The 24,453-nt window shown below is 72.8% G+C and carries 3 protein-coding genes; all 3 read right to left on the bottom strand.

From position 1 onward, the window contains the following. On the bottom strand, positions 1–1,804 hold a 1,804-nt coding region (locus tag ABZ354_RS27920), incomplete at its 3' end, for a type I polyketide synthase (protein WP_358661367.1). Continuing rightward, a complete protein-coding gene (locus ABZ354_RS27915) occupies positions 1,801–12,684 on the bottom strand; it encodes a type I polyketide synthase (protein WP_358661365.1) in 10,884 nt (3,627 codons plus the stop codon). The genes ABZ354_RS27915 and ABZ354_RS27920, both read right to left, overlap by 4 nt. A 30-nt stretch (positions 12,685–12,714) precedes the next feature. Beyond that, on the bottom strand, positions 12,715–24,396 hold the full coding sequence (locus tag ABZ354_RS27910) for a type I polyketide synthase (protein ID WP_358661363.1): 11,682 nt from the start codon (positions 24,394–24,396) through the stop codon (positions 12,715–12,717). Between the last annotated feature and the right edge of the window lie 57 nt (positions 24,397–24,453).

The raw sequence follows: 24,453 nt of genomic DNA, 5'->3' as shown, positions 1-24,453 counted from the left end.
CCACCCACTGCGAACCCTGACCCGGAAACACCCACACAACCCGGCCCAGCACACCCGAACCAGCCGCACTCCCCGACACCAGGTTCGGCCCGCTCACCCCCCGCGCCAACGCCCCCAGCCCCGCCAGCGCCTCCCCCTCCGAACCCGCCACCACCACCGCACGCTCACCCAGCACCGCACGACCAGACACCAACACCCCGGCCACACCCGCCAACGACGCCCCACCAGCACCCTTGACATGGGCCGCGAGCCGCCCCGCCTGCCCCGCCAACGACCCCGCACTCCGCGCCGACACCACCAACGGCACCACACCCACGGACACCGCCGACTGCCGCACGACCGCCTCAGCGGATGCGTCAACAGGCGCCTCCGTGCGCGCCTCAGCGACCCCCTCAGCCGGCGCCTCCTCCAGAATCAGATGCGCGTTCGTCCCGCTGACTCCGAACGCAGACACACCGGCCCGACGAGGACGCCCGCCCGGAGACCAGTCCCGCGCCTCGGTCAGCAGCTCGACCGCTCCCGCCGACCAGTCCACCTGCCGCGTCGGCGCGTCCACGTGCAGGGTCGGCGGGAGCACGCCGTGCCGCAGCGCCTGCACCATCTTGATCACGCCCGCGACACCAGCAGCCGCCTGGGTGTGCCCGACGTTCGACTTCAGCGACCCCAGCCACAACGGCCGCCCGGACTCCCGCCCCCGCCCGTACGTCGCCAGCAACGCCTGCGCCTCGATCGGATCACCCAGAGCCGTACCAGTCCCGTGCCCCTCCACCGCGTCCACATCCGAAGCGGAGAGCCCGGCACTCGCCAGAGCGCTGCGGATCACCCGCTGCTGCGACGGACCGTTCGGAGCGGTCAGGCCGTTGGAGGCGCCGTCCTGGTTCACCGCACTGCCCCGCAGCACCGCCAGGACCCGGTGTCCGCGCTCCCGCGCCACCGACAGCCGTTCCAGCACGACCACGCCCACACCCTCGGACCAGCCGGTGCCGTCCGCCGCGTCCGCGTACGCCTTGCACCGCCCGTCCTCGGCCAGGCCCCGCTGCCGGGAGAACTCCACGAAGGCACCGGGCGTGGCCATCACCGTCACGCCCCCGGCCAGTGCCATCGAGCACTCGCCCTGCCGCAGCGACTGCGCCGCCAGATGCATCGCCACCAGCGACGACGAACACGCCGTATCCACCGTGACCGCCGGACCCTCGAAGCCGAACACGTACGACACCCGGCCCGACGCGACGCTCGATGCCCCGCCCGTGCCCGCGAAGCCCTCCAGTTCGGGCGTGACGACACTGGCTCCGGGAGCGACATAGCCCTGGCCGAAGACCCCGGTGAAGACGCCGACGTCGGTGCCCTTCAACGAGAGCGGATCGACACCGGCGGCCTCGAGCGCCTCCCACGACGTCTCCAGCAGCAACCGCTGCTGCGGATCCATGGCCAGCGCCTCACGCGGCGAGATCCCGAAGAACCCCGCGTCGAACATGCCTGCCTCGTAGAGGAACCCGCCCTGACTGGCGTACGACGTACCCGGCCGGTCAGGATCCGGATCGAAGAGACCCTCCAGATCCCAGCCGCGATTCTCAGGAAACCCGGACACCGCGTCCCGGCCCTCACTCACCAACCGCCACAAGTCCTCGGGCCCCGCCACCCCACCCGGCAGCCGACAGGCCATTCCGACGATTGCGATCGATTCACGGGACGCGGCACGGAGTTGCCGGTTCCGCTTCTTCAGCGAGCCGACCTCTTCCAGCGACTTGCGCAACGCCTCGACGACCTTTTCGTACGACGCACTCACGTAATTCCCCCCGGTCATTCCGCGGTTTCGAAGGACTCTTTGTCGCCGAGTGCAAGGTGAACGAGGTCATCAACATCCAGCTCGGAGATGTCCGGCCCCTCGTCTGCCGTGTCGACTGCGCCGCTGTTCGATACGCCGTCGCCGAGAGAGGCCAGCTCGACCAAGGCGTCCATCAATCCGGCCTCCCGGAACCGGGCCAGCGGGAGAGACATGAGTGCCTGCCTGAGCCGTTCCTCATTGACCTCCTCCCCGCTCGTCTCGCCGTCCGGGACCAGTTCCTGGTGGAGACGGCGGGCTATGGACAAGGGCGTCGGATGGTCGAAGACCAGGGTGGCGGGCAATTTCAGTCCGGTCGCGTCACGGAGCCGGTTGCGCAGTTCCACCGATGTCAGCGAGTCGAACCCGGCCTCCTTGAACGCCGTGTCCGGCCGCACGCCTTCCGGCCCGTCGTGCCCGAGTACGACGGCGGCCTGAGCGCGTACCAGGTCGAGAAGCAGGGACTCCTGGTCCGCGGCGGCGAGGCCGGCCAGTCGGCGCAGGAGGCCGCCGTCACCGGCCGATACCGCCCTCGCCTGCTGTCGACCTGCCCGTACGAGGCCGCGCAACAGGTGCGGGACTCCACCACCGGCGGCCGCGTCGGCACGCACGCCCCGCAGGTCCAGCTTGGCCGGCACCAACAGGGCCCGGCCGGACGCGACAGCGGCGTCGAAGAGTTCCATGCCCTCCGCCGGTGACATGGCCCGCAGACCGCCGCGCCGGTTCATCCGGGCCCTGGTCAGCTCGTCGGTGCCGGCCGCCATACCCCTCGTCTGCTCCCACAGTCCCCAGGCCAGCGACAGCCCGGGCAGACCCGCCGCACGACGACGCGCCACCAACCCGTCCAGGAACGCGTTCGCCGCCGCATAACTGCCGCTCCCCGCCCCCATGAACACCGCCGAGACGGAGGAGTAGACGACGAACGCCTTCAGGTCCAAACCCCGCGTGAGATCGTCGAGGTGCCGCACCGCGTCCACCTTCGGCGCGAACACCCACGCCAACCGCTCCGGGGTCAGCGTCCCGATCACACCGGCGTCCAGTACACCGGCCGTGTGCACCACACCGGTCAGGGGGTGCTCCCCCGGCACCGACGCCAGCAGGGCCCGCACCTGGTCGCGGTCGGACAGATCACAGGCCACCGCCGACACCGCGGCACCGTGCTCGGCCAGTTCGGCGATCAGCTCCGGTACGCCCTCGGCGTCCGGACCGCGCCGACTGGCCAGCAGCAGGTGCCGCACGCCGCGCCGGGTGACCAGGTGCCGGGCCGCCAGGGCACCCAGCGAACCGGCACCCGAGACCAGGACAGTTCCGACCCCTGCCCCTCCCCCTGCCCCAGCCTCGGTTCCCTCCGCCCCGAACACCACCGAACCGTCCGAGGCTTGTCCTGTTGTACGGACGAGCCGGGGGGCCGACAGTGTCGTCCCGCGGACGGCGACCTGGGGCTCCCCGCCTGCCAGCACGTTCCCCAGGACGGCCGCCGTGCCGCCGTCAGTGGCCGGGTCGGTGTCCAGCAGGATGATCCGGTCGGGGTTCTCGGCCTGGGCGGCACGGACCAGACCCCACACCGCCGACCCGGCCGGATCCGTCACCCCACCGTCACCGCCAGCAGGCACGGCACCCCGGGTCACGACCACCAGCCGCGACTCCTCCAGCCCGGCCCCGGCCAGCCACGCCTGTACCACCCCCAGCACCCGCGACACCAGCGCCAGTACGGCGTCGTCACCGTCCCCACCAGCGGCTTCCACGATCGCGACCGTCGGAACGTCGGCGCCCGAGGCAACGTCGTCGACCAGGTCCGCCACCTCGTCAGCGGTGTCGACCGCGACCCATGACGGCGACGACGGGTCCACTCCTTGAAGCGGAGGCAGCTCGCTCCACTCCAGCGCGAACAACGAGTCGGCGATCGTCGTACCCGCCGACCTCGCCAGTTGCCCTGGAGCTACCTCCCTCAGCACCAGGGAGTCCGCCGTCACCACCGCACCGCCGGACTCGTCCGCGGCTTGCAGCGACACGGCGCCGGGCCCGTCGGGCACCAGCCGTACCCGCAGCGCCGAGGCGCCCCCGGCATGCAGCACCAGCCTGCTCCAGTCCAGCGGCAGCCGCACCCGAGGCCCGTCAGCCTCTCCTTGCACCTCTCCGCCGGCCGTCACAGCATGCAGCAGGGTCGAGTGCAGGGCCGCATCCAGCAGTGCGGGATGAATGCCGAACCTGCCGGCCTCCCCCCGCTGCTCCTCCGGCAGGACAACCTCGGCGAACGTCTCCTCCCCGCGCCGCCACACCGCCCGCACACCCTGGAACGCCGGACCATAGCCGTAACCCCGCTCGGACAGGCCGCCGTAGAAGTCCCCGACCTCGACCGGCCGTGCACCCGACGGCGGCCATACGGCGAAGTCGAAGCCCGCGTCATCCGGCTGTGCGGTGGCCGTCGACAACAGGCCCGTAGCGTGCCGCGTCCACGTCTCGTCGCCCTCACCGGCAGCGTCCTCGCGCAGTGAGTACACCTCCACCGTGCGCGACCCGTCCTCGCCCGCACCGCCGACCGAGACCTGCAACCGCACGCCGCCACGCTCCGGCAACACCAACGACGCCTCGATCACCAGCTCTTCCAGCGCCCCGCACCCGGCCTCGTCACCCGCCCGCACCGCCAACTCCACCAACGCAGTACCCGGAACCAGCACCACACCGCCAACCCGGTGATCGGCCAGCCACGGATGCGACCGCAACGACAACCGCGACGTGAACACCAACCCACCCGACTGCGGCAACCGCACCACCGCACCCAACAACGGATGATCAGCCGCCGTCTGCCCCAACGAGGCCGCGTCAGAGGTCGACTCGGCCGGCTGAAGCCAGTAGTGCCGGTGGTCGAAGGCGTACGTCGGCAGGTCCACCCGGGCCGCCACCGCCCCGGGGGGCAGCATGGCCGCCCAGTCCACACCGACCCCTCGGACGAACAACTCCGCCATCGAGGCCAACAGCCGCCGCAGGCCACCGTCATCACGCCGCAACGTCCCGGTCACCACAGCATCAGCGCCAGCGTCGTCAACGATCTCGGTGACCGGCTGGACCAGCACCGGATGGGCGCTGACCTCGACAAACACTCCATGCCCGCCGCCCAGGAGCTCCGTCACGGCCGGGCCGAAGCGCACCGGCTGCCGCAGGTTCCTATACCAGTAGGCGGCATCCAGCACCCCGGCGTCCTCCACCCAGCCGCCCGTCACGGTCGAGTAGAACGGCACCGTCGGCGCCTGCGCCGTCACGCCGGCCAGTGCTTCGGCGAGAGTGTCCCGGATGTCCTCCACATGCCGGGAGTGGGAGGCGTAGTCCACCGCCACCCGCCGCACCCGAACACCGTCACCGGACAGCGCCCCCAGCGCCTCGTCGAGGGCCCGCGCGTCACCGGCGATCACCACCGACGACGGACCGTTGACCGCAGCGACCTCCACCCGGCCCGCCCACGGCTCCAGCCGCCCGACAGTCTCTTCCTCGCTCAGCGCAACGGAGGCCATACCGCCACGCCCCGACAGCCGCGCGGCGATGGCCTGGCTGCGCAGCGCCACCACCCGCGCAGCGTCCTCCAGCGACAGCGCACCTGCGACGCACGCCGCTGCGATCTCCCCCTGTGAGTGCCCCAGCACCGCATCCGGCCGGACACCGACCGAGCCCCACACAGCCGCCAGCCCCACCATCACCGCAAAACTCGCCGGCTGCACCACATCAACACGGTCCAGCAAGTCGGGACCGCACTCGCCCCGCAACACCTCCAACAGCGACCAGTCCACCCACCGACCCAACGCCGCAGCACACTCCCCGACCCGCTCAGCAAAAACCGGCGAAGAGTCCAGCAGCTCCCGCCCCATCCCCACCCACTGCGAACCCTGACCCGGAAACACCCACACAACCCGGCCCAACACACCCGAACCAGCCGCACTCCCGGACACCAGGTTCGGCCCGCTCGCCCCCCGCGCCAACGCCCCCAGCCCCGCCAGCGCCTCCCCCTCCGAACCCGCCACCACCACCGCACGCTCACCCAGCACCGCACGACCAGACACCAACACCCCGGCCACACCCCCCAGCGAGGCCCCGTCCGGACTCTCGACGCAAGCCGCGAGCCGACCCGCCTGCCCCGCCAACGACCCCGCACTCCGCGCCGACACCACCAACGGCACCACACCCACGCAGGCAGGCAGGGGCGGCGGTTCCTCAGGGGGCGCCTCCTCGAGGATCAGGTGCGCGTTCGTGCCGCTGATCCCGAACGACGACACCCCGGCCCGCCGGGGGCGCCCGTTCGGCGACCAGTCCCGCGCCTCGGTCAGCAGCTCGATCGCGCCCGTGGACCAGTCGACCTGGCTCGTGGGCTGCCGCGCATGCAGGGTCGGCGGCATCACGCCGTGTCGCAGCGCCTGCACCATCTTGATCACGCTGCCCACGCCTGCCGCAGCCTGCGTATGGCCGACGTTCGACTTCAACGACCCCAGCCACAACGGTCGTTCCGGATCCCGGCCCTGCCCGTACGTCGCCAACAGCGCCTGCGCCTCGATCGGGTCGCCGAGGGCGGTACCGGTCCCGTGCCCCTCCACCACGTCCACGTCCGACGGCGAAAGCCCGGCACTCCTCAGCGCCCGGCGGATCACCCGTTGTTGCGACGGGCCGTTCGGCGCCGTCAGCCCGTTCGACGCACCGTCCTGGTTCACCGCGCTGCCCCGGATCACGGCCAGGACCCGGTGTCCACGTTCCCGGGCCGCCGACAGCCGCTCCAGCACCACCAGGCCGACGCCCTCGGACAGGACCGTGCCGTCGGCGCCGTCCGCGTATGCCTTGCACCGTCCGTCGGCGGCCAGGCCGCGCTGCCGCGACATGCCGCGGACGCCGATCGGGGATCCCATGACGGCGACGCCGCCGGCCAGCGCCATCGAGCACTCGCCCTGCCGCAGCGACTGCGCCGCCAGATGCATCGCCACCAGCGACGACGAGCACGCCGTGTCCACCGTGACCGCCGGACCCTCGAGACCGAAGACGTACGACACCCGGCCCGAGGCCACGCTGCCAGCGGTGGCGGTGGTGACGAACCCTTCCAGTTCGGGGGGCATGTTGCTCAAGGACTCGAGATAGTCGTGGATGGAGACCCCGGAGAAGACGCCGATGTTCTCCCCCTGCGACGCGGTCGGGTCGATGCCCGCCCGTTCCAGCGCCTCCCAGGAGGTCTCCAGCAGCAGCCGCTGCTGCGGGTCCATGGCCAGCGCCTCCCGCGGCGAAATCCCGAAGAGCCCCGCGTCGAAGAGGCCCGCCCCCCGCAGGAAGCCGCCCTGGCTGGTGTACGACGTGCCCGCCCGGTCGGGGTCCGGGTCGAACAGGCCCTCCAGGTCCCAGCCCCGGTCGTCGGGGAACGCGGACATTCCCTCGCGGCCCTCACACACCATCCGCCACAGATCCTCCGGACCGGCCACACCACCCGGCAACCGGCACGCCATACCGACGATCGCGATCGGTTCGTCCGGGTCGGCGACAGCGGTCACCACCGGTGCAGGTGCGGCGACCGCCGCGTCACCCAGCTCGTCACGCAGGTGACGGGCGAGCGCCTGCGGGGTCGGATAGTCGAAGATCAGCGTGGCGGGGAGTTTCACGCCGGTCGCGGTGCTCAGCCGGTTCCGCAACTCCACCGCGGTCAGGGAGTCGAACCCGATGTCGCTGAAGCCGCGCGTGTCCCGCGCCAGTTCGGGGCCGCTGAAACCCAGTACTCCGCTCGCCTCGGCCCGGACGATGGTCAGCAGGATGTTTTCCTGCTCGGCCGGGGGGAGCCCGGCGAGCCGGCGGACCAGTCCGCCGCTGTCCCCGGCGGCTGCCCGGGCCAGGCGCCGACCCGCGCGTACCAGGCCCCGCAGCAGGTGCGGGACTCCCCCACCGGCGGCGGCCCGGCCGCGCAACGCGCGCAGGTCCAGCTTGATCGGCACCAGCAGCGCCCGGTCGGTGTGCAGGCCGATGTCGAGGATCTCCAGGCCTTCGGCCGGCGTCATCGCCAGTACTCCACCGCGGCTCATTCGCGCCTGGTCGACGGCGCCGAGGCGAGCGGTCATGCCGGTGGTCTGTTGCCACAGTCCCCACGCGAGTGACTGCCCGGGCAGGTCGGCCGCACGGCGATTAGCCATGAGCCCGTCCAGGTACGCGTTCGCCGCCGCGTAGTTGCCCTGTCCCGCGGAACCCATGAGCGAGGCGGCGGACGAGAAGACGAGGAACGCGTCGAGATCGAGACCCCGCGTCAGCTCGTCCAGATGCCGCACCGCGTCCACCTTCGGCGCGAACACCCTCGCAAGCCGCTCCGGCGTCAACGCCCCGATCACACCGTCGTCCAGCACACCCGCCATGTGCACCACACCGGTCAGCGGATACGCGTCCGGCACCGACCCCAGCAACGCCTCCACCTGCGCACGCTCGGACACATCACACGCCACCACCGACACCGCAACACCCAGCCCGGTCAGCTCGGCCACCAACTCCGCCACACCCTCGGCATCCGGACCCCGCCGACTCGCCAGCACCAAACGCCGCACCCCGTGCACCGTCACCACATGCCGGGCCACCAACGCACCCAACGACCCGGTACCACCCGTGACCAGCCAAGTCCCACCCGGCCGCAACACAACCGGCCCATCCGGAACCTCACCCCGCGCACGCACCAGCCGCGGCGCGAACAGAGCCGTCCCCCGCACCGCGAGCTGCGGCTCGTCTCCACCCAGCACCGCACCCAGTACGGGTCCCCACTCGGCGTCGGTGGTCGGGTCGATGTCGAGCAGGATGATCCGGTCCGGGTGTTCGGCCTGGGCGGCACGGACCAGACCCCACACCGCCGACCCGGCCGGATCGGTCACCGCGCCGTCACCGTCCGCGGGCACCGCACCCCGGGTCACCACCACCAGCCGCGACTTCTCCAGCCCCGCCCCGGCCAGCCACGCCTGCAGCACCCCGAGCACCCGCGAGGACAGGGCCAGGACGGCGACGTCGTTCTCCTCGTCCCCGCTTCCGACGGCTTCCAGGACCGTCACCGCCGGGACCACGGCACTCCCGGCCAGAGCCCCCACGTCCTGGGCGGAGTTCACGGCCACCCACGACGGCGAGGGCCCCTCGCCCCGGGCCGGGCCCACCTCGGTCCACTCCACGGCGAACAGCGAGTCGCGGCTCTCATCGGCCGCGGCGGCATCCAGTCGGCCGGTGGACACCGGCAGGGACACCAGCGAGTCCATCGTCAGGACCAGCCCACCGGTCTCGTCCGAGGCCTGGAAGGACAGCGCGTCGGGGCCGCACGGTGCGACCCGTACCCGTAGCGCCGAGGCACCCGCGGCGTGCAGCACCAGTCCGTTCCACGCGAAGGGCAGCACCCGGCGGTCGTCATCGGGGTGGGCGAAGGCGTTCGTGTGGAGAGCGGCGTCCAGCAGCGCCGGATGGATACCGAACCTGCCGGCCTCCTCCCGCTGTTCCTCCGGCAGCGCGGCCTCCGCGAAGACCTCCTCGCCCCGCCGCCAGACGGCCCGCAGGCCCTGGAAGGCCGGACCGTACGCGTAGCCACGCTCAAGCAGGTCGGTGTAGAAGTCCCCGACGTCGACCGGGTGCGCGCCCGGCGGCGGCCAGGCAGCGAAGTCGACGCCCGCGTCGTTCACCCGGGACACGGTCGACAGCGTTCCGGTGGCGTGCCGCGTCCACCCCTCCGGGCCGCCGCTCCCGACGCCGTCGGCGTCCTCGCGCAGCGAGTACACCTCCACCGTGCGCGACCCGTCCTCACCCGCACCGCCGACCGAGACCTGCAACCGCACGCCGCCACGCTCCGGCAGCACCAACGGCGCCTCGATCACCAGCTCTTCCAGCACACCACAGCCGAACTCGTCCCCGGCCCGCACCGCCACGTCGACATACACCGTCCCCGGCACGACCACCACCCCACCGATCGCGTGATCGGCCAGCCACGGATGCGACCGCAACGACAACCGCGAGGTGAACACCAACCCGTCCGACTGCGGCAACCGCACCACCGCACCCAGCAACGGATGATCAGCACCGGCCAGGCCCAGCGACACCGCGTCCGTCGCCGAGCCGGCCATCCGGAGCCAGTAATGCCGGTGGTCGAAGGCATACGTCGGCAGGTCCACCCGGGCGGTCACCGCCCCGGCAGGCAGAATCCCTGCCCAGTCCACGGCCGCACCCCGGACGAACAGGGCGGCCATCGAGGTCAGCAGCCGCCGCAGGCCACCGTCCTCCCGACGCAGCGAGCCGGTCACGACCACGTCAGCCCGCGCACCGTCCACGATCTGGGTGATCGGCTGGACCAGCACCGGATGGGCGCTGACCTCCACGAACACCCCGTGCCCGTCGTCGAGCAGCTCCGTCACGGCCGGGCCGAAGCGCACCGGCTGCCGCAGGTTCCGATACCAGTACGCGGCATCCAGCACCCCGGCGCCCTCGACCCAGCCACCGCTCACGGTGGAGTAGAACGGCGCCGCCGGGGCTTGCGCCGTGACGCCGGCCAGCGCCTCAGTCAGCGTCTCGCGGATGTCCTCCACCTGCCGCGTGTGCGAGGCGTAGTCGACCGCCACCCGACGCACCCGTACGCCCTGGTCGCCCAGTGCCTCCAGCGCCTCGTCCAGCGCCTCGGCGTCACCGGCGATCACCACCGACGACGGACCGTTGACCGCAGCGACCGCGACACGGTCGGCCCAGGGCTCCAGCCGCCCGGCCGCCTCTTCCTCACCGAGCGCGACGGAGGCCATACCGCCACGGCCGGACAGCCGCCCGGCGATGGCCTGGCTGCGCAACGCCACCACCCGCGCCGCGTCCTCCAGCGACAACGCACCCGCCACGCACGCGGCGGCGATCTCTCCCTGGGAATGGCCGAGCACCGCGTCGGGCCGGACACCGACCGATTCCCACACAGCCGCCAGACCGACCATCACCGCGAAACTCGCCGGCTGCACCACCTCCACACGATTCAGCAACCGGGGATCGCACTCGCCCCGCAACACCTCAAGCAGCGACCAGTCCACCCACCGGTCCAGCGCGGTCGCACACTCCTGGATCCGGGCGGCGAAGACCGGCGAGGCGTCCAGCAGTTCCCGGCCCATGCCCGCCCACTGCGAACCCTGTCCCGGGAACACCCACACGGTCTTGCCCAGCACACCCGCACCAGCCGCGGTGCCGGACACCAGGGCCGGTCCGTTCTCCCCCTGCTCCAGTGCCCGCAGTCCGGCCAGCGCCTCCTGCTCCGAGCCGGCCACCACCACGGCACGCCGGTCCAGCACTGCGCGGCCGGACACCAGGGCCCCGGCCACGCCCGCCAGCGAGGGCCCGTCAGCACCGGACGCACCCGGCTCCAGGCACGAGGCCAGCCGCCCCGCCTGGGCCATCAGCGAGGCCTCGCTCCCGGCCGAGACCACCAGCGGCACCACACGTGCGGGCACCGGCACCACCGGTTGCCGCGCGGCCTCCTCGGCGGGAGCCTCCTCCAGGATCAGGTGCGCGTTCGTCCCACTGGCCCCGAACGACGACACCCCGGCCCGCCGAGGACGATCACCGCGCGCCCACTCCCGCGCCTCGGTCAGCAGCTCCACCGCACCCGCGGACCAGTCCACCTGGGGGGTGGGCGCGTCCACGTGCAGGGTCGCCGGGAGCACCCCGTGCCGCATCGCCATGACCATCTTGATCACGCCCGCGACGCCGGAGGCCGCCTGGGTGTGCCCGATGACGGACTTGACCGAGCCGAGCCGCAGCGGGTGTCCGGGGTCCCGTCCCTGCCCGTACGTCGCCAGCAGGGCCTGCGCCTCGATCGGGTCGCCCAGCACGGTGCCCGTGCCGTGGCCCTCGACCGCGTCCACGTCGGCCGGGGAGAGTCCGGCGCTGGCCAGCGCCTTGCGGATCACGCGCTGCTGCGACGGACCGTTCGGAGCCGTCAACCCGTTGGAGGCACCGTCCTGGTTCACGGCCGACCCACGGATCACGGCCAGCACCCGGTGCCCGCGCTCCCGCGCGACCGACAGCCGTTCGAGCAGCAGCACGCCCACGCCCTCGGCCCAGCCGGAGCCGTCGGCGCAGGCGGCGTAGGACTTGCACCGTCCGTCGAAGGCGAGCGCGCGCTGACGTGCGAAGCCGACGAAGCCGCCCGGTGTGGCCATCACCGTCGCACCGCCCGCGAGCGCCATCGAGCACTCGCCCCGGCGCAGCGCCTGCGCGGCCAGGTGCAGTGCCACCAGGGAGGAGGAGCACATGGTGTCGACGGTCACCGCGGGGCCTTCGAGGCCGAGGGTGTAGGCGACGCGCCCGGAGGCGACTCCGCCGGCGGTGCCCAGGGCGCGTTCCAGGCTGAGGAAGTCCTCGAAGCCGCTGAGGTCCGGGGCGTAGTCCTGGTGCACGATGCCGGCGAAGACCCCGACGTCGCTGCCCCGCACCGAGTGGGGGTCGATGCCGGCCCGTTCGAAGGTCTCCCAGGACACTTCGAGCAGTTGGCGCTGCTGGGGGTCCATCGCCAGGGCCTCGCGGGGCGAGATGCCGAAGAACCCGGCGTCGAACTGTGCCGCGTCGTGCAGGAAGGCGCCCTCCCGTACGTAGGTCGTGCCCGGGTTGTCGGGGTCGGGGTGGTAGAGGCCCTCGGTGTCCCAGCCGCGGTCCTCGGGGAAGGCGGCGTAGACGTCGGTGCCTTCGGACACCACGCGCCACAGGTCTTCCGGGCCGCGGATGCCGCCGGCGTAGCGGCAGGCCATGGAGACGACCGCGACGGGTTCCGCGGCTGCGGCGACAAGTGCGCCGTTCTCCTGCTGAAGCCGGGCGTTCTCCTTCAGCGAGGCACGCAGTGCCTCCACTACCTGCTCGTCTGGCGCCGACATGGCCATCCTCCGGGATGTGTGCACAGGTGGTCAGCTCGTCTTGCCCAGGGCGCGTTGCACCAGGTCGGCAACGTCCATCGCGTCGATCAGCTCGGCGGCGTCGGCGGCTGTCCGTGCCGCGCCGTCCGGCCCGTTCCCGTTCCCGCTGGCGTTCCCGTCGGCAGCCGTGTCCGCGCCGGTACCGGCCCGGGCGAGGCCGAGGAGGGTGTCCAGTACGCCGGCTTCCTCGAACCGGGCGATCGGCACGGCCGCCAGGACTCGTCTGAGGTCGTCCTCGCGGCGTTCGAGGCCGTCGTCGGCCTCGCGGAGAAGTTCGGTGCGAAGGTGGCCCACCAGCGCTTCCGGTGTGGGGTAGTCGAAGATCAGGGTGGCGGGCAGGCGCAGTCCGGTGGCCTTGAGCAGGCTGTTGCGGAGGTTGACGGCGGCCAGGGAGTCGAAGCCGGCCTCCTGGAACGCCTGGCGTGCGCCAATGCCTTCTGCGCCGCTGTGACCGAGGACGGTCGAGGCGTGGCCGCGGACCAACCGGAGGAGGATGCGGTTCTGCTCGGTGTCCGGTACCGCCCGCAGGGAGTCCGCGAGGGACGACGTGGTGTCGCTGTTCCCGCTGTCGCCCTGCGCCGCCCGAAGCGCCGCCTTCGCCTCGGGCAGATCGCCGAACAGCGGGCTGGGCCGGACCGACGTGAAGGCGGGGATGAAGGCGTCCCAGTCCATGTCGGCCACCGTCACGGACTTCTCGTTGCCCTGTACGGCCTGCACCATCGCGGTGACCGCGAGCCGGGGGGCCATGGGCAGGACACCGCGGCGGCGGAGTTGGGCGAGGGCGGCCTCGTCCATGCCGACGCCGATCTGGTCGAGTGCTCCCCAGGCGATCGACGTCGCCCGCAGTCCCCGGGCGCGCCGCCACTCCACCAGGGCGTCGAGGACGGCGTTCGCCGCGCCGGACGGTCCCTGGCCGCCGCCGCCCCACACGCCCGCGATCGAGGAGAAGACGACGAACGCGTCGAGCGGCGTGTCCTCGAACAGTTCGTCCAGCCACACGGCCGTGTCGACCTTGGCGGCGAACACCTCGGCGAGGTCGTGCGTACGGGTGTCGTCGACGGAGCTGGTCCGTGTGATGTCGGCGGCGTGCACGACGGCCGTGAGCGGCTGCTCCGACGCCGTCGCCGCGACCAGACGCGCGAGGGCGTCCCGGTCGGAGTCCTCGCAGTGCTCCACGGTGGTGCCGAGGCCCAGCCCGGCCAGTTCGGTACGGAGTTCGGGCACGCTGTGGGCGGGTGCGTACGCGGTGGTGGTGACGATGAGCCGGTCTACGCCGCCGAGCGCGAGCCGGCGGGCGACGTGTCTGCCGAGTCCTTCGGCGCCGCCGGTCACCAGGACCGTGCCCCGTGGCTGCCAACGGCTGTCGCCGGCGGGTTCCGGCGGCGCGGGCTTGCGCGTCAGCCGCCGGACGTACACGCCCGACCGCCGGACCGCGAGCTGGTCCTCACCATCGGCCGCGTGGAGAGCCCCGAGCAGGTACGGGGCCGTGCGCGAGTCCGGGACCGCGGGCAGGTCGACGAGGCCGCCCCACCGGTCGAGACGTTCGAGCGCGGCTGCGCGGCCGAGCCCCCACAGCGCCGCCTGTGCCGGTGAGGTGACCGTGTCGTGGATGCCGATGTTCACGGCGCCCCTGGTCAGGCACCACAGGGGCGGGGTGGCGTTGACGTCTCCCAGGGCCTGGATCAGCGCGAGTGTCGCCGCCGTGATCCCCGTCGGGTCCAGCGTTCCGGGGCTCATCTCTTGCCGGTCCGGTCCGCGGCGCCCCTCCTGCTCGTCCAGGGCGAGCAGGGACAGCACACCGGTCACGTCGTGTGCGGCCAGTACGTCGGCCAACCGCACGGCGAGCCGTTCCCGGGTGCGGTCGGCCGCACCGATCTCCAGCGGAACCATGCCGAGTCCGAGACCGGCCAGCTCCGCCAGGAGAGCGTCGATCGCGCTGTCGTCGCGGCGCGCGGGCGGTACGACGACCAGCCAACGACCGCCCGGTACGCCGACCGTCTCACGTCCGCGTGGCTGCCAGGTGACGTGGTAGCGCAGCCTCTCCACGGCCGAACTCTCGCGACGCCTGCCGCGCCACGCCGCCAGCGCGGGAACGACAGCGCTCAGCGCGCTGCGCTGGTCACTCGCCGCGATCTCCAGCAACTCCGCGAGAGACTCCGGGTCCGCCTGCTCGACCACGGCCCAGAAGTCGGAGTCCGCGTGGCCGGTGGACTCGGCGACGCCGGTGGCCGCTTCCGCCTCGTGGAGCCAGTAGTGCTGGTGGTCGAAGGCGTACGTCGGCAGGTCCACCCGGGCCGCCACCGCCCCGGGGGGCAGCATGGCCGCCCAGTCCACACCGACCCCTCGGACGAACAGCTCCGCCATCGAGGCCAGCAGCCGCCGCAGGCCACCATCCTCCCGGCGCAACGTCCCGGTCACCAGAGCGTCAGCACCGCTGTCGTCAACGACTTCTGTGACCGGCTGGACCAGCACCGGATGAGCGCTGACCTCCACGAACACACCGTGCCCGCGATCGAGCAGCTCCGTCACGGCCGGGCCGAAGCGCACCGGCTGACGCAGGTTCCGATACCAGTACGCGGCATCCAGCACGCCCGCGTCCTCCACCCAGCCGCCCGTCACGGTCGAGTAGAACGGCACCGCCGGCGCCTGCGCGTTGATGGGTGCGAGCGCCTCGGCGAGGGTGTCCCGGATGTCCTCCACATGCCGGGTGTGGGAGGCGTAATCCACCGCCACCCGCCGCACCCGCACACCGTCACCCGAGAGAGCCCCCAGCGCCTCATCCAGGGCCGTCGCATCACCCGCGATCACCACCGACGACGGACCGTTGACCGCGGCGACCTCCACCCGGCCCGCCCACGGCTCCAGCCGTACGCTCGCCTCCTCCTCACTCAACGCGACAGATGCCATACCCCCACGCCCGGAGAGTCGCGCGGCGATGGCCTGACTGCGCAACGCAACCACCCGCGCCGCATCCTCCAGCGACAACGCACCCGCCACGCACGCCGCCGCGATCTCCCCCTGCGAATGCCCCAGCACCGCATCCGGCCGGACACCGACCGAACCCCACACAGCCGCCAGCCCCACCATCACCGCAAAACTCGCCGGCTGCACCACATCAACACGGTCCAGCAAGTCGGGACCGCACTCACCCCGCAACACCTCCAACAGCGACCAGTCCACCCACCGCCCCAACACCTCCGCACACTCCCCGACCCGCTCAGCGAAAACCGGCGAAGAGTCCAGCAGCTCACGCCCCATCCCCACCCACTGCGAACCCTGACCCGGAAACACCCACACAACCCGGCCCAGCACACCCGAACCAGCCGCGCTCCCGGACACCAGGTTCGGCCCGCTCACCCCCCGCGCCAACGCCCCCAGCCCCGCCAGCGCCTCCCCCTCCGAACCCGCCACCACCACCGCACGCTCACCCAGCACCGCACGACCAGACACCAACACCCCGGCCACACCCGCCAGCGACTGCCCACCCGCACCCTTGACGTAGGCCGCGAGCCGCCCCGCCTGCCCCGCCAGCGAACCCGCACTCCGCCCCGACACCACCAGTGGCACGACACCCACGTAGACGGGCGAGGGCGGCGGTTCCTCAGGGGGCGCCTCCTCGAGGATCAGGTGCGCGTTCGTCCCACTGGCCCCGAACGACGACACCCCGGCCCGCCGGGGGCGCCCGTCCGGCGACCAGTCCCGCGCCTCGGTCAACAACTCCACCGCACCCACCGACCAGTCCACCTGCCGCGTGGGCTCGTCCACGTGCAACGTCGCCGGAAGCACCCCGTGCCGCATCGCCATGACCATCTTGATCACGCCCGCCACGCCCGCAGCGGCCTGGGTGTGCCCGATGTTCGACTTCAGCGACCCGAGCCACAACGGCCGCCCGGACTCCCGGCCCTGCCCGTACGTCGCCAGCAGCGCCTGCGCCTCGATCGGGTCGCCCAGGGCCGTACCGGTGCCGTGGGCCTCCACCACATCCACGTCCGCCGGCGAGAGACCGGCACTCGCCAACGCCCGGCGGATCACCCGCTGCTGCGACGGACCGTTCGGTGCCGTCAGGCCGTTCGACGCACCGTCCTGATTCACCGCCGACCCACGCACCACCGCCAGCACCCGGTGCCCGCGCTCCCGCGCCACCGACAAGCGTTCCAGCACGACGACACCCACGCCCTCGGCCCAGCCCGTGCCGTCGGCCGAGGCCGAGAACGCCTTGCACCGCCCGTCGGCGGACAGGCCCCGCTGCCGGGAGAACTCCAGGAAGGCGTCCGGGCCCGCCATCACCGTGGCTCCGCCCGCCAGCGCCATCGAGCACTCGCCCTGCCGCAGCGACTGCGCCGCCAGATGCATCGCCACCAGCGACGACGAACACGCCGTGTCCACCGTGACCGCCGGACCCTCGAAGCCGAACACGTACGACACCCGGCCCGACGCCACACTCGACGCCGTGCCGGTCATGAGGTAGCCCTGAACGTCGTCGGGCACCTGGTGGAGGCGGCTCACGTAGTCGTGGTGGACGATGCCGGTGAAGACGCCGATGTCACTGCCCCTGACGGACAGCGGGTCGATGCCGGCGCGTTCCAGAGCCTCCCAGGAGGTCTCCAGCAGGAGCCGCTGCTGGGGGTCCATCGCCAGCGCCTCACGCGGTGAGATCCCGAACAGGGCGGCGTCGAACTGTGCTGCCTCGTGGAGGAATCCGCCGGAGCGGGTGTAGCTGGTGCCGGGGTGGTCCGGGTCGGGGTGGTACAGGCCGTCGAGATCCCAGCCCCGGTCGACCGGGAAGCCGGACACCGCGTCCTGTCGCTCCACCAGCAGGTTCCACAGTTCCTCGGGGCTGTCCGCCCCGCCCGGCAGCCGGGTGCTCATCGCGACGATCGCGATCGGCTCGTCGTACGCCGATGCCACCGCGGTGGCCGACGCGGGATCCACCGTGCCTACGCCGAGCAGTTCGGCCCGCAGGTGGGCGGCGACGAGAGCGGGGGTCGGGTGATCGAAGACGAGCGTGCTGGGCAGGCCGATCCCGGTGAAGTCCTGTAGGCGGTTGCGGAGCCTGACCGCGCTGAGGGAGTCGAAGCCGAGGCTCTTGAAGGACTGTTCCTGGTCGACACCGTCCGGGTCGCGATGGCCGAGCACGACCGCGGTGCTCTCCCGGACCAGATCCCTCACCACGCGCTGCTGCTCCGTGGGCGACAGCCCGGCCAGCCGGCCTCGGAGGAGGACCCGACTGGCGCTGTCGTCCCCCGGCACCTCCATGACGGTGTCGAGCAGCGGGTGGTGCGCGTCGGTGGCGCCGGGCGTCCGCGTGGCGTTGGCGCCCGTCGCGGTGGGGTCGGAGTCGATCCAGTACCGCTGGTGCTGGAACGCGTACGTCGGCAGGTCGGTTCCGGTCGTCACGGCGGCGGCCGGCCGGTGGTCGTAGACGGTGGTCCAGTCCACGCTCACGCCGCGCACGTGCAGTTCCGCGAGGGCGGTCAGGACGTCGGCGGTCTCGGCGCCGTCCTTGCGCAGGGTGGCGACACAGCTCTGCTCCGGTGTGCCGAGCGAGTCGAGCGGCGTGAGCGAACCGAGCGAATCCAGCGCCATCGCGGCGAGTACTCCGCCCGGCCCCAGTTCGAGGTACGTCGTCGCCCCCCGGCCGCTCAGCGAGGTGACCGCGTCGCCGAACCGCACGGCGTGCCGTGCCTGGTCGACCCAGTGGCCGGGCGTACCGAGCTGTCCGTCCGGGGCGAGGTCGCCGGTCAGGGTGGAGACGACGGGCAGCGTTCCGGGCCGGTACGACAGGCTCTCCGCGACCGCGCGGAACTCGTCGAGCACGGGCTCCATGAGCGGGGAGTGGAAGGCGTGGCCGACCGGCAGTCTCCGTGTCTTGCGGCCGCGTGCGGCCAGGTCACCGGCGACGGCGAGTACGGCGTCCTCGGCGCCGGAGAGCACCACGGCGCCGGGTCCGTTCACCGCCGCCACGCAGACGACGCCCTGCGCCTGTGCCAGCAGCGGCGCGACCTCCGCCTCGGTCGCCTGGACCGCGGCCATGGCACCGCCCCCGGGCAGGTTCTGCATCAACCGGCCGCGCGCGGCGACGAGCCGTCCCGCGTCCTGAAGCCCCAGCACTCCGGAGACGTGCGCGGCGGTGATCTCTCCGACGGAGTGGCCGGCGAGCAGGTCCGGTCGTACGCCCCAGGACTCGAAGAGCCGGAACAGCGCGGTCTCCAGGGCGAACAGGGCGCCCTGGGTGTACATGGTCCGGTCGAGCAGTTCGCTGCCGGGCGTTCCCGGGGCGGCGAGCACCACCTGGTGCAGCGGGCGTGCCGCGTGTCCGTCCAGGTGTCGTTCGACGGCGGCGCACGCGTCGGTGAAGGCGTCGTGGAAGACCGGGAAGGCCGCGGCGAGTTCCCGGCCCATGCCCGCCCACTGGCTGCCCTGGCCCGTGAAGAGGACGGCCAGTTTGCCCGTCACGGGGGTGCCGGTGACGACTGTGGGAGCCGGCCCGGTCGTAGCCCGGCCGAAGGCGCGCAGGTCGGCGGCGAGTTGTGACCGGTCGGCCGCCAGGACGACGGCGCGGTGGTCGAGCCGGGCCCGCGTGGTGGCGAGTGCGTGGGCGGCCTCGGTGAGGTGGACGCCGGGCCGGTCGTCGAAGTAGCGGGCGAGCCGTTCGGCCTGGCCGCGCAGACCGGCCGCCGTACGCGCCGAGACCAGCACGGGGACGGGCACGGGCCCCGGGGCGTCCTTCGGTTCCGGCGCGGGCGTCGAGACGGTAGGCACCGGTTCGGGGGCCTCTTCGAGGACGACGTGCGCGTTGGTGCCACCGATGCCGAACGAGGACACGCCGGCCCGCCGGGGCCGACCTGTCCGCGGCCACTCCCGTGCCTCGGTCAACACCTCGACCGCGCCCGCCGACCAGTCGACGTGGGACGACGGCCGGTCGACGTGCAGTGTCCCGGGCAGGACGCCGTGCCTCATGGCCATGACCATCTTGATCACGCCGGCGACGCCCGCTGCCGCCTGGGTGTGCCCGATGTTCGACTTCACCGAGCCGAGCCACAGGGGCCGGCCGGCCGGCCGGTCCTGGCCGTAGGTCGCCAGGAGCGCCTCCGCCTCGATCGGGTCGCCGAGCGTCGTACCCGTGCCGTGCGCCTCCACGGCGTCGACGTCCGAGGTGCGCAGCCCGGCCCGGGTCAGGGCCTTGCGAATGACGCGCTGCTGCGACGGGCCGTTCGGCGCGGTCAGTCCGTTGGACGCGCCGTCCTGGTTGACCGCCGAACCGCGGACCACGGCCAGCACGTGGTGGCCCCGGCGGCGGGCCTGCGACAGCCGTTCCACCAGCAGCAGGCCCACGCCTTCGGACCAGCCGGTGCCGTCCGCGCCGTCCGCGAACGCCTTGCACCGGCCGTCGGGCGCCAGCCCGCGCTGCCGGGAGAACTCCACGAAGGTCTCCACGGTGCCCATCACCATCACACCGCCGGCCAGCGCCATGGAGCACTCGCCCCGGTTCAGGGCCTGCGCCGCCATGTGCAGGGCCACCAGGGAGGACGAGCAGGCCGTGTCGACCGTGACGGCGGGTCCTTCGAGGCCGAAGTGGTAGGCGATGCGGCCGGACAGGACGCTGCCCGAGCTGCCGGTGAGGCGGAATCCCTCGGCTTCGGGGGCCTGGTGCGTCCGCACGCTGTAGTCGTGGCTGTTGACGCCGACGAACACGCCGACGTCCTCCCCGGCCAGCGACGTCGGGTCGATCGCGGCGCGTTCGAACGTCTCCCAGGAGGTTTCCAGCAGGAGCCGCTGCTGCGGGTCCATCGCCAGCGCCTCACGCGGCGAGATCCCGAAGAACGCGGCGTCGAACCCCGCGGCGTCGTCGAGGAATGCTCCGTGGCGTACGTAGGTGGTGCCGGCGTGGTCGGGGTCGGTGTGGAAGAGGCGGTCGGTGTCCCAGCCGCGGTCGTCGGGGAACTCGGTGACGGCGTCGACCCCGTCGGCCACCACCCGCCACAGGTCCTCCGGACTGTGCACACCCGCCGGGAAGCGGCATGCCATCGCCACGATCGCGATCGGCTCGTCGCTCACGACCGGCGCGTCGGTCGCGATCAGTTCTTCGGTCACGTCCGGCCCGTGGGTCGTCCCGCCGGGCGCGCGGGACCCGGCCGGACGGTCCGCCGTATCGGCCGTACGTGCCTTGCCCGCCGTACCCGCCGTACCCGCCGTACCGCCGAAGAGTTTGGTGCGCAGGTGTTCGGCGAGCGCCGCCGGCTTCGGATAGTCGAAGATCATGGCCGGGGAGAGCGTGAGTCCGGTCGCGGCGGCCAGCCGGTTGCGCAGTTCCACCGCTGTCAGCGAGTCGAATCCGGCCTCCTTGAACGTCCGGGAGGCCCGGACGGCGTCGGCGGTGGCGTGTCCGAGTACGTCGGCGGCATGCCGCCGCACCAGGTCGAGCAGGGTCTCGGTGCGCTCGTCGTCGCCCAGCCGCGCGAGACGCTCCCGCACGGCCGCCGGCCCGGACGGGGCGACGGTGCCCCGCCCGGCGGTCCGGGCCACAGGCCGCGGCGGCGGGGCCAGGCCGCGCAGCAGTGGCGGTACCGGCGCGTCGGCTGCGGCAGCCCGCAGGGCGGCCACGTCCAGCTTCGCCGCCAGCAGGGCCCCGGCAGCACCGGCCCCCTCGGCGTCGGCGTCCAGCAGAGCGGCGTCCAGCAGGGCCATGCCCTCGGCGGCGGACAGACCGGCCATGCCGACGCGCTCGTTGCGCCGCAGGTCCGCGGCACCCAGGTGCGCGGTCATCGCGCTGACCGTCGACCAGTAACCCCAGGCGAGGGACACCGCGGGCAGCCCGAGGTGGCGCCGTCGCGCGGCCAGCGCGTCCAGACAGGCGTTCGCGGCGGCGTAGTTGGCCTGCCCGGGGTTGCCCAGCACGCCCGCCGCCGACGAGAACAGCACGAACGCGGCCAGGTCCAGGTGCCGGGTGAGCTCATGCAGGTGCAGCGCCGCGTCCGCCTTGGGCCGCAGCACGGCGTCGATCCGTTCCGGCGTCAGTTCGGTGAGCACTCCGTCGTCCAGCACCCCCGCGGCGTGCACCACCGCGGTCAGCGGATGCTCGTCCGGTATCCCGCCCAGCAGCGCCTCCAACTGGGCCCGGTCCGCCACGTCACAGGCGGCGACGGTGACGGACGCGCCCATCGCGGTCAGGTCGGCGTACAGCTCCGGGGCATGCCCGCTGCGTCCGGCCAGGACCAGGTGCCGGACGCCGTACGCGGCGACCAGGTGCCGTGCCGTCAGCGCGCCGAGCGTTCCGGTGCCGCCCGTGATCAGTACGGTGCCCTCGGTGTCGAGCGGGCGCGGCCGCCGTACGGTTCCGGCTCGTGATCCGCCCGGCACGACGGGCACACGCACCAGCCGGGGCACGGACGCGCGCCCGCCGCGCACCCTCATCTGGGGTTCGCCGCTCAGCAGCACGGCCGGCAGAGCGGACCGGGAGCCCTCGTCGAGGTCCACCAGGACGATCCGGTCCGGATGCTCCGACTGCGCCGAGCGCACCAGACCCCACACGGCGGCCGCGCCGAGTTCGCCGCAGTCCCCGGTGACGACGGCCGTCCGGCTGTCCGCCAGGGCGGGTTCCGCCAGCCAGGCCCGGAGTACGGCGAGCGTCGCGTCGAGCAGCGCACGCGTGCCGCCCGCTGCGTCCGCGGCGTCCGCGCCGGCCGAGGCGTCGGCCTCGTACAGCAGGACGTCAGGAGTGGGCCCGCCCGACCGGGCCACGGCGGCGACGTCCTCGCCGGTCGCGACCCTCACGACGTGGAGGGGACGGAGAGAGGGGTCCACGGTGGGAAGCGTCCGTTCCGGCCAGTCGACGCGGAACAGCGCCTCGGCCGGCACCTCACCGTCACCACGCGCCTGTTCGGGATCGAACGGCGTTCCGAGAACCGCCTCCACGGTCATGACACATTGCCCCGAGGAGTCGGCCAGCAGCAGCCCGGTGCCCTCGGCCGCCGGCCCGCCCGGCCGGACCCGTAACGCGGCGGCACCCGACGCCAGCAGGGACACCCCGGTCCACACGGAGGGGAGCATGCCGTCGGGTACGACCGTACGAACGGCTGCGTCCAGCAGGGCGGGGTGCAGCCCGTACCGGCCGGCGTCCCGCAGAGCGGCACCGTCCAGGCCCACTTCCGTGACGGGAACCGACCCGCCGTCCGGTGCTGCCTCCCGGGTGGCAGCGGGAGCGAGCGTGCCGCGCGCGTGCCGAGTCCACTGCGTGTCCAGCGGGGCGTCCGACGGCGCGTCCGTGGAACGGGAGTGGATCTCCACCGACCGCCGCCCCGCCCGGTCGGGCTCGCCGACGACGACCTGGATGCTGCGGCCGCCTCGCTCCGGCAGCAGCACGGGCGTGTCGACGGTCAGTTCGTCGAGGACGGGGGTGCCCGACAGGTCGCCGAGCCGGATGGCCACCTCGACCAGTGCCGCGTTCGGCACCACGACGACATCGGCCGCCAGATGGTCCACGAGCCAGGGGTACGACCGCAGGGACCAGCGGGAGGTCGCCCTGAGCCCGGCCGACCCCGGCATGCCGACGACCGCGCCCAGCATCGGGTGACCGACCGCCGTCTGCCCCAACGAGGCCGCGTCAGCGCCCGACTCGGTCGGCTGAAGCCAGTAGTGCCGGTGGTCGAAGGCATACGTCGGCAAATCGACACGAGCGGCTCCAGCACCGGGGGGCAACACGGCCGCCCAGTCCACACCGACCCCTCGGACGAACAGCTCCGCCATCGAGGCCAACAGCCGCCGCACGCCACCGTCATCACGCCGCAACGTCCCGGTCACCAGAGCGTCAGCACCGCTGTCGTCAACGACTTCGGTGACCGGCTGGACCAGCACCGGATGCGCGCTGACCTCCACGAACACACCGTGCCCGCGATCGAGCAGCTCCGTCACGGCCGGGCCGAAGCGCACCGGCTGCCGCAGGTTGCGATACCAGTAGCCGGCATCCAGCACGCCCACGTCCTCCACCCAGCCGCCCGTCACGGTCGAGTAGAACGGCACCGCCGGGACCTGCGCACTGATGGGTGCCAGCACCTCGGCGAGAGTGTCCCGGATGTCCTCCACATGCCGGGTGTGAGAGGCGTAGTCCACCGCCACCCGCCGCACCCGCACACCGTCGGCGGACAGCGACTCCAGCGCCTCATCCAGGGCCGCCGCATCACCCGCGATCACCACCGACGACGGACCATTGACCGCAGCGACCTCCACCCGGCCCGCCCACGGCTCCAGCCGCCCGACAGTCTCTTCCTCACTCAGCGCAACGGACGCCATACCCCCACGCCCCGACAGCCGCGCCGCGATCGCCCGACTGCGCAACGCCACCACCCGCGCCGCATCCTCCAGCGACAACGCACCCGCCACACACGCCGCCGCGATCTCCCCCTGCGAATGCCCCAGCACCGCATCCGGCCGGACACCGACCGAGCCCCACACAGCCGCCAGACCCACCATCACCGCGAAACTCGCCGGCTGCACCACATCAACACGGTCCAGCAAGTCGGGACCGCACTCGCCCCGCAACACCTCCAACAGCGACCAGTCCACCCACCGCCCCAACGCCGCCGCACACTCCCCGACCCGCTCAGCAAAGACCGGCGAAGCATCCAGCAACTCCCGCCCCATCCCCACCCACTGCGAACCCTGACCCGGAAACACCCACACAACCCGGCCCAGCACACCCGAACCAGCCGCACTCCCCGACACCAGGTTCGG

It is taken from the genome of Streptomyces sp. NPDC005925, assembly GCF_040638805.1.
Lineage (GTDB): Bacteria > Actinomycetota > Actinomycetes > Streptomycetales > Streptomycetaceae > Streptomyces.
The sequence above is the reverse complement of the archived record's forward strand: the minus strand, read 5'-3'. Positions and strand labels throughout refer to the sequence as shown.